The 8,264-nt window shown below is 64.2% G+C and carries 8 protein-coding genes and 1 pseudogene; 3 read left to right on the top strand and 6 right to left on the bottom strand.

What is annotated here, in order from left to right; translation table 11 throughout:
* The 4 genes from CIC12_RS06485 to CIC12_RS06470 form a co-directional block, all read right to left on the bottom strand.
* The coding region (locus tag CIC12_RS06485) for a phosphotransferase (RefSeq protein ID WP_168663255.1) at positions 1-1,017 on the bottom strand (1,017 nt) is incomplete at its 3' end.
* Between the two features lie 20 nt (positions 1,018-1,037).
* The gene (locus CIC12_RS06480; RefSeq protein WP_168663253.1) at positions 1,038-1,754 is read right to left on the bottom strand and encodes a histidine phosphatase family protein; all 717 of its coding nucleotides are present in this window, start codon (positions 1,752-1,754) and stop codon (positions 1,038-1,040) included.
* A gap of 44 nt (positions 1,755-1,798) precedes the next feature.
* On the bottom strand, positions 1,799-2,587 hold the full coding sequence (locus CIC12_RS06475) for an oxepin-CoA hydrolase, alternative type (protein WP_168663251.1): 789 nt from the start codon (positions 2,585-2,587) through the stop codon (positions 1,799-1,801).
* Positions 2,584-4,152 carry a 3-hydroxyacyl-CoA dehydrogenase gene (locus tag CIC12_RS06470; RefSeq protein WP_168663249.1) on the bottom strand — a complete coding sequence of 523 codons (1,569 nt, stop codon included), beginning with the start codon at positions 4,150-4,152 and terminating at the stop codon, positions 2,584-2,586. The genes CIC12_RS06475 and CIC12_RS06470 overlap by 4 nt, the downstream gene beginning before the upstream one ends.
* Positions 4,153-4,290: 138 nt before the next feature.
* Between CIC12_RS06470 and CIC12_RS06465 the strand changes: the two are divergent.
* Positions 4,291-4,937, top strand: a pseudogene (locus tag CIC12_RS06465) (glutathione S-transferase family protein).
* Positions 4,938-5,055: 118 nt separating this feature from the next.
* Here the strand turns inward: CIC12_RS06465 and CIC12_RS06460 are convergent.
* Complete coding sequence (locus CIC12_RS06460; RefSeq protein WP_168663247.1) at positions 5,056-6,228, bottom strand: pyridoxal phosphate-dependent aminotransferase; 1,173 nt, start codon at positions 6,226-6,228, stop codon at positions 5,056-5,058.
* A gap of 150 nt (positions 6,229-6,378) precedes the next feature.
* Entirely contained in the window at positions 6,379-6,876 is a 498-nt protein-coding gene (locus CIC12_RS06455) for a putative toxin-antitoxin system toxin component, PIN family (protein WP_168663246.1), read from the bottom strand.
* Between the two features lie 57 nt (positions 6,877-6,933).
* On the opposite strand from CIC12_RS06455, the gene yaaA reads away from it, so the two are divergent.
* Together yaaA and CIC12_RS06445 are read left to right on the top strand one after the other, a co-directional pair.
* A complete protein-coding gene (yaaA, locus tag CIC12_RS06450; protein WP_168663244.1) occupies positions 6,934-7,716 on the top strand; it encodes a peroxide stress protein YaaA in 783 nt (260 codons plus the stop codon).
* Between the two features lie 35 nt (positions 7,717-7,751).
* Positions 7,752-8,264 (top strand): M14-type cytosolic carboxypeptidase (locus CIC12_RS06445; RefSeq protein WP_238812406.1); only part of this gene is annotated, 513 nt, incomplete at its 3' end.

Here is an 8,264-nt window from a genome sequence, read left to right as displayed (position 1 = left end):
GCCATCGACGACGCGCTTCATGATCCCTTGCAGGATCGCGGCAATGCGGAACATGTTGTAGGCCAGATAGAAATTCCAGTCGCCGTGAATTTCGAAGCCGGTGCGCTGGCAGTAACGCGCGACATACTGTGCTTCATCGGGAATACCGAGGGCTGCCCAATCCAGACCGGCGATGCCGCGGAATTGCGCCGGATCGACATGCCATGCCATGCAGTGATAGGCGAAGTCGGCGAGCGGATCGCCGAGCGTCGAGAGTTCCCAGTCGAGTACCGCGAGCACGCGCGGTTCGTGCGGATGGAAGATCAGATTGTCGAGCCGGTAGTCGCCATGCACGACCGATGCGCGTCCACCGGTCTCGGCCGGCATGTGCTGCGGCAGCCATTCGATCAGGCGCTGCATCGCGTCGATCGGTTCGGTCTCGGACGCCAGATACTGCTTGCTCCACCGGCCAATTTGCCGTGCAAAGTAATTGCCGGGCTTGCCGTAGCCGGCAAGACCTGCGGCCTCGACATCGACGCTGTGCAACGCCGCGATCACACGATTCATTTCGTCGTAGATCGCCGCGCGCTCGGTGGGCGTCATGCCGGGGAGCGACTGGTCCCACAACACGCGCCCCTCGACGAACTCCATCACGTAGAACGCGCGGCCGATCACGCTTTCGTCCTCGCACAGCGCGAGCATTTGCGCGACCGGCACGTCGGTGCCGGCGAGCGCGCGCATCACGCGGTACTCGCGTTCGACGGCGTGCGCGGACGGCAGCAGTTTCGCCGCGGGTCCAGGCTTCGCGCGCATCACATACGAACGCGACGGCGTCACCAGCTTGAACGTGGGATTGGACTGGCCGCCCGCGAATTGCTCGAGCGCGAGCGGTCCGGCAAATCCGTCGACATGCCGGGTGAGCCAGGCGGCGAGCGCGTCCGTGTCGAAACGTTGCCGCTCGTTGACCGGGCGCGTGCCCTCGAAAGCCGAATAGTCCGGCTTGTGTGTGGGTTCTCCAGTCGGTGTGGCTTGCGCCATGTGTCTCCTCCAGTTCGGGTTCAGCTACGCTTGTATTGAATGAATTGTGCGTAGAGCATTTCCATCGTGGTGTTGCGGACGTCGCGATGCAGCGGCGACGGCGGCGAATAGTTGAGCGCGCGCAGCACCCAGTCGCGCGGCGCCGCGCCGACATCGAGCGCATTGATGCAGCCGGTGGCCTGCGCCAGGTGGCCGAAGAACGTGCGCCCGCCCGCCGTGATCGCGTGCGACAGAATCGCGCGATTCACGCCGCCGTGCAGGACCAGCAACACGGTGTCCCACGCGCTGTCTTCGCGCAGCGCCGCGACTGCCGGCAGCACGCGGTCGAACAACGCGCCGATGGTTTCGCCGTCGAGAAAGCGCGTGCTTTCCGGCACGATGCCGTCGAACACGCCGAGAAACGCCGCCTCCAGGTCCTGTATTGGAATGCTGCCGAGCTTGCCGCCGCGAATCTCCTGCAAGGCGGGCTCGACCTCGAGGTCGATCTGCTGACCCGTTTCGGCCAGCACGCGCTGAGCGGTTTCGACCGTGCGTGGCAAACCGCTGACGATCACGCGATCGAAGCGCACCTGTTGCCCGGCGAACACGCGGCCCGCCGCGCTTGCCTGCTCGCGGCCGTTCGCGTTCAACGGCACGGTCTCGGGATCGATCGCGCGGCCGGAGTCGTCGAAGTAGGTGACGTCGCCGTGCCGCATCAGAAAGATGCGGCGGCGTTTGGGCAGTTGGTAGTCAGGCATGGCCGCTGGGTTCACTCCTCGTTCAATCGCGGTTTACTCGCCGTTCATCTGTAGACCGGCGGACGTTTTTCGAGAAACGCGGAAATCCCTTCGAGCCCTTCGCGGTGATGCAGCGAAGCGACGAAGCTGTCGCGTTCCGCGACCAGATGCTCGGCGAGCGGCTGCGTGCCGGCCGCGCTGATCAACCCCTTGATACGCGCGACCGAATTGGGCGAAATCTTGCCGAGTTCGTCGGCCCAGCCGACGGCGGTATCACGCGCGGAACCCGGCTTGGCCAGCTTGTTGACGACGCCGAGTTCATGCAGACGCACGGCGCCGATCGGTTTGCCTTCGATCAACACTTCGGTGGCTAGCTGGCGCGGCAGTGCCTGGGCGAGAAACCACGATCCGCCGCCGTCGGGAGTCAGGCCGACGCGTGCGTAAGACATCACGAATTTGGCGTCGTCCGCGGCGACGATCAGGTCGCACGCGAGGGCGAGCGAAAAGCCCGCGCCGGCGGCAGCGCCATCGACCGCGGCGATCACCGGTTTCGACGACAGACGCAGCGCCGAAATCCACTGGCCGAGCAGATCGATGCTCTCTGCCTGCACGGACGGATCTTTCGCGCGGTTTTCGAGCAGGCGGTTCAGATTGCCGCCCGCGCAGAAAAAGTTGTCGGCGCCGGTGATCACGATGGCGCGGATCGACGGATCGCGCTCTGCCGAGTCGAGCGCTTCGATGCCGGCCGCGTACATGTCCGGATGCAGCGCGTTGCGCGCGCCGGGGTTCGACAGCGTGAGGACCAGCGTCGATTCGCTTTCGGTCGGGCGCGAGGTCAGCAGTTCAGCGCTCATGCGAGGGTCTCCTTTTGCGTCTGCTTTTGATTCTCCGCTGCGTCGCGTTGCGTCAGCGGCAGACCGAGTTGCGCGCGCCGTGCGAGCCAGGGCGACGGACGGTAACGCGGGTCGCCGAGCACGCTGAACATGTTGCGCAGAATCGTGAGGATGGTGGTGGCGCCGAGTGCGTCGCCGAGCGCGAGCGGGCCGCGCGGGTAGCCGAGACCGAGCGTGACGGCGAGATCGATGTCCTCGGGCGTGGCGATCTGCTTTTGCGCAATGTCGCAGCCGATGTTGACGATCGTCGCCACCACGCGTTGCGCGACGAAGCCCGTCGAGTCGCGAATCACGGTGACGGGCACGCCATCGGCGGCGAACAGCGCATGCCCGGCGTCGCGTGCTGCGCGTGTGGTGGCCGGCGTAATCATCAGCGTGCGGCGCTGTGCGCCGACGAGCGGGAAGAGGGCGTCGATGGCGACCACGCGGCTCGCGTCGAGCGCTTCGTCGACGGCAGCCGCAGTCGCATCGTGGCCGAAAGGGGTCACGACGATCAGCGAGTCCGGTGCCGGTGTGGCGCCGTCGTCGAGCTTCACGCCGGCTTTGCCGACGAGTTGCACGACGGCCTCATGAGCTTGCGGATAACGCTTGCTGACCCATACGCTTTGCGGCAGTGCCGTCGGCGCGGGCGCTTCGGCGCTCACCTGCTGCTTGCCGTCCTCGTAACGATAAAAGCCTTCGCCCGTCTTGCGGCCGAGCAGTCCGCCCGCGAGCCGCGTGCCGGTAATCGGCGACGGTGTGAAGCGCGGCTCTTCATAGAACTGATGGTAGATCGACTCCATCACCGGATGCGAGACGTCGAGCGCGGTCAGGTCCAATAATTCGAATGGCCCGAGGCGGAAGCCCGCCTGTTCGCGCATGATGCGGTCGATCTCCGCGAAACTCGCGACGCCTTCACCCGCCACGCGCAAGCCCTCGGTGTTCATGCCGCGGCCCGCGTGATTCACGATGAAGCCGGGCATGTCCTTCGCGCGCACCGGCGTGTGGCCCATGCGGCGCGCGAGATCCATCAGCGCGTCGGCCGCCGCGGGGTCGCTGCGCAGACCGTCGATCACCTCGACCACCTTCATCAACGGAACGGGATTGAAGAAGTGATAGCCGACCACGCGTGACGGGTCGGTGCAACCGGCGGCAATCGCCGTGATCGATAGCGACGATGTGTTGGACGCCAGCACGCAACGGCCGCTCACCACGGTTTCGAGTTCGCGAAAGAGCGCCTGCTTCACGTCGAGCTTTTCGACGATCGCCTCGACGACCAGGTCACAGCCGGCCAGCTCGCCAATCGCCTGCGCGCCGCTCACGTTGGCCAGCGCGGCAAGCGAGCGTGCCTGGTCGAGCTTGCCTTTAGCCGTCAACCTGGCGAAAGTCTCGGCGAGATAATCGCGCGCAGCGCCGACGGCGGCGGGGTTGGTGTCGTACAGGCGCACCTTGAGACCCGCGAGCACGGCGATTTGCGCAATGCCACGGCCCATTGCGCCGGTGCCGACAATGCCGATAGTCTCGATGCTGAAATTGCGAGAGTTCATTGTGATGCTCGACTCCATGGTTATTTTAGAATAGCACGACCGTGCAATTTACTGGATGATTGTTCGAAGGCCGTTGCTTCGGCTGTCGCGTCGGCAGTGATAGGCGGTCTCATACAACTCGAAGGAAGGAGACACCCGATGATCAAACTCTGCGGTTTCGCGCTGTCCAATTACTACAACAAAGTGAAGTTCGTGCTGCTCGAACACGGCATTGCGTTCGAAGAGGTTTTGGTCCCGCCGAGCCAGGACGAGGCCGTGCTCGCGCATTCGCCGCTCGGCAAGGTGCCTTACCTCCAAACCGAAGAGGGTGACCTGTGCGAATCGCAATGCATCGTCGAGTATCTGGCCGCGCGCTTTCCAGTAAGGCGATTTTCTCCGCCGACCCGTGGCAAGCAGCCAAGGAGCGCGAGATGATCATGTTCGTCGACGTGCATCTCGAACTGACCGTGCGCAATCTCTACAAGGAAGCGTTCTTCGGCGGCACGGTGAGCGATGCGACCAAAGGGCGTGTCGAGAAGCTGCTCGCGCATCACATCGCTGGCTTCAGGCGGATCGTGAAGTTCGGTCCGTATTTGTGCGGCGAGCACTTCGGCGTCGCGGATACGGCAGGGTATGTGAGCTTGCCGCTCGTGGGCATGGCAACGCAGGCCATCTACGGCCGCGATTTTCTGCTCGATGCGGGCATCGACTGGAAGCACTATGTGAAGACGGTCGGCGCCCGGCCGGCCGCGCAGCGCGTGACAGAGGACCGCAAGGCGTATATCGCGGCGACGCGCCCCGCGTGAGCGCGGACGCCGCCACTGAAACGGGCCGATGCATGCGGTGCAAGCGGCAACGCACGCGCTGGCCGCGGCGCGCGATGGCGAGGAACATGGGTTCGTTCGCAACATCGCGCGGGACATCCTAGAGCCGCGCCAGCCGGTCGAGCGCGGTGGCGAGCGTGCTTTCCTGTTTGGCAAAGCAGAAGCGCACCACGCCCGATTCGTGCGCCTCGTGATAGAAGGCCGAGACGGGAATGGCCGCGACGCCGATCTCGCCAGTCAGCCATTGGGCAAACTCGGCTTCGCGCAGATCGCTGATCGCCGAATAGTCGACGCACTGAAAGTAGGTCCCCGTGCACGGCAGCAACTTGAAGCGCGAACTCGCGAGGCCCGCGCGGAAGAAGTCGCGCTTCTTCTGATAGAACGCCGGCAGGTCGAGATACGGCGCCGGGTCTTTCATGTAGTCGGCGAGGCCGATCTGCATCGGCGTATTGACCGTGAACACGTTGAACTGGTGCACTTTACGGAACTCGGCGGTGAGCGCGGCGGGCGCCGCCACGTAGCCGACTTTCCAGCCCGTCACGTGATAGGTTTTACCGAAGCTCGACACCACGAAACTGCGCTGCGCGAGTTCCGGATAACGCGCGACGCTTTCGTGCGGCGCACCGTCGTAGACCATGTGCTCGTAGACCTCGTCGGACAGGATCAGTACGTTGGTGCCGCGCACGATCTCTTCGAGCTTGCGCATGTCTTCGGCGCGCCACACCGTGCCGGTCGGATTGTGCGGTGTGTTGATCAGCAGCAGGCGTGTTTTCGGTGTGATCGCGGCGGCGAGTTTGTCGAACGGGATCGCGTAGTCGGGCGCTTCGAGCGTGACGAAGACCGGCTTGCCTCCGGCCAGTTCTATCGACGGCAGATAGCTGTCGTAGGTCGGCTCGATCACGACCACTTCATCGCCGGGATGGACGGTGCAGAGAATCGCCGTAAGCAATGCCTGGGTAGCGCCTGCCGTCACGGTGATTTCACTCGCGGCGTCGTAGCGGCGGCCGTACAGATGCTCGATCTTGTCCGATATCGCCTGACGCAGCGGTGCGACGCCGGTCATGGGCGGGTACTGATTGTGGCCGTCGCGCATCGCGTTCGCGACCGCGTCGACAATGCGCGGGTCACAGCCGAAGTCGGGAAAGCCCTGGCCCAGATTCACGGCGCCTTTCTCGGCGGCGAGCGCGCTCATCACGGTGAAAATCGTCGTGCCGACGTTCGGCAGGCGCGATGGAAACGAGGGACTCATGGGCGTATCGTGCGGTGCATTCATGGCGCTGTCCGGAGCGTGGGCGAGTGGGTTGGCGAAATCGACGAACGGCGCCGCCGACAAGGATGAAGCCTGATTGTAGGGAATCGCGGCGCTTTGTGCGCGCCACAGGCTCCGCGTTGGCCGTTTGGCCAGAGTGTCATGCCGCCGGGGTCATGCGGGTGCGGGCTCGCCGGCGGCGCTCATCGAAGCGCCGAGCGCGGCAACGAACGGCGCGGGTTGCGCGATCTGGAAGCCGAAGTCGCGCGCGATCCGCTTCGCGAGCTTCAACACCGCGCGATCTTTCGACACCAGCCAGTCGGCCTGAGCCGCGTGCGCGAGCTCGAGAAATTTTTGGTCATCGCGGTCTTTGCATTTAGGCAGGGGCTTTGTGTCCTCCGCCAGTGCAGCGGGCTCGACCCGTTGCGCGAGACGCGTGACGACCGCGAGCGCGGCGGCCTTGTCCACCTTCCGATGCACGAATTGCGGATAGTCGAGCACAAAGGTGAGTTCGGCGAGACAGCGCGCGTCGATCAGCGCGGCCAGCGCGCCGCTTTCGAGCGCGGCCGCGATCGGCCGCGTGTGCGGGTCGTCGAACACGAGAATATCGATCCAGACATTGGAATCGAGGACGACGCGCAAAGCGCCGTGTGAGGCATGGGAACCGGGCATTCGTTACAATCTGGCTTTCGTCTTTGACCGCCAGGCACGGCGTGCCTGCAAGCCTCTATGATAATCGTTCTGTCGCCGGCGAAATCGCTCGACTACGAAACCCCGCCGCACGTCAGCAAACACACGATCCCCGATTTCGTCGACGACGCGGCCGAACTGATCGGTGGATTACGCCGTTTGTCGCCCGCGCAGATCGCTTCGCTGATGGACATTTCCGATCAGCTTGCGCACCTCAATTTCCAGCGTTACGCCGAATGGTCACCGCAGTTCGGCACGCACAACGCCAAGCAGGCGGTGCTCGCATTCAACGGCGACGTGTACGAAGGGTTCAACGCGAAGACGCTCTCGTCGGCCGACCTCGACTATGCGCAGAATCACGTGCGCGTGCTGTCCGGCTTGTACGGTTTGCTGCGTCCGCTCGATCTGCTGCAGCCGTACCGGCTCGAAATGGGCACGCGTTTCGCCAATCCGCGCGGCAAGGATCTGTACGCATTTTGGGGCGAGCGCATCACGCAGGCGTTGAACGCGCAAATGAAGAAGAACGCCAAGGCGTCGCGCGTGCTGGTGAATTGCGCGTCGGGCGAGTACTTCAAGTCGGTCAAGCCGAAGCTGCTCGACGCGCCCGTCGTCACGCCTGTGTTCGAAGACTGGAAAGGCGGCCGCTACAAGATCATCAGCTTCCATGCAAAGCGCGCGCGCGGCCTGATGGCGCGCTACGCGGTGGAGAACCGCCTCGAGCGGCCCGAGCAGTTGAAGGCATTCGACTCCGAAGGCTACGGGTTCGACGCCGCGGCTTCGAACGATTCCACTTACATATTCCGCCGCCGCGTCGCTGAATAAGCGTTGCACCGTGCAGGGAAGCAGGGGAGAACGTCATGACGTTATCGATTACGAGCAATTTCGACGCTGGCGCAATTGAAGTGCTGTCCTGCGAAGACGCCGGCAATATCCGACTGCGCGTGCGGCCGGACAGCCACGCCGAGTTTGCGCAATGGTTCTATTTCCGCGTGTCGGGCGCGGCGGGCACGCGCTGCGTGATGACTTTCGAGAATGCCGCTGCGTGCGCGTTCGCCGAAGGCTGGCGCGACTATCAGGCGGTGGCGAGCTATGACCGGGTGAACTGGTTTCGCGTGCCGACCTCGTACGACGGCCGCGTGCTGACGATCGATCACACGCCGGATTTCGATCGCATCTACTACGCGTATTTCGAGCCGTATAGCGAGGAGCGTCATTCGGAGTTTCTCGGCGCCGTGCAGCAGATGCCGCAGGCCACGCTCACCGAACTGGGCACGAGCGTCGAAGGCCGGCCGATGTCGCTGCTCACGCTCGGCATGCCGCAAACCGGCGACACGCCCAGGAAGAAGATCTGGCTGATCGCGCGCCAGCAT

The sequence above is a fragment of the Paraburkholderia sp. SG-MS1 genome, from assembly GCF_012275575.1.
In the GTDB taxonomy this organism is placed as follows: domain Bacteria; phylum Pseudomonadota; class Gammaproteobacteria; order Burkholderiales; family Burkholderiaceae; genus Paraburkholderia.
The sequence above is the reverse complement of the archived record's forward strand: the minus strand, read 5'-3'. Positions and strand labels throughout refer to the sequence as shown.

Excerpts from the sequence above, each read along its gene's own strand:
- CIC12_RS06455 (WP_168663246.1), bottom strand. The coding sequence starts at position 6,876 with ATGCCCGGTTCCCATGCCTCACACGGCGCTTTGCGCGTCGTCCTCGAT.
- CIC12_RS06460 (WP_168663247.1), bottom strand. The coding sequence starts at position 6,228 with ATGAATGCACCGCACGATACGCCCATGAGTCCCTCGTTTCCATCGCGC.
- CIC12_RS06475 (WP_168663251.1), bottom strand. The coding sequence starts at position 2,587 with ATGAGCGCTGAACTGCTGACCTCGCGCCCGACCGAAAGCGAATCGACG.
- yaaA (WP_168663244.1), top strand. The coding sequence starts at position 6,934 with ATGATAATCGTTCTGTCGCCGGCGAAATCGCTCGACTACGAAACCCCG.
- CIC12_RS06480 (WP_168663253.1), bottom strand. The coding sequence starts at position 1,754 with ATGCCTGACTACCAACTGCCCAAACGCCGCCGCATCTTTCTGATGCGG.
- CIC12_RS06470 (WP_168663249.1), bottom strand. The coding sequence starts at position 4,152 with ATGAACTCTCGCAATTTCAGCATCGAGACTATCGGCATTGTCGGCACC.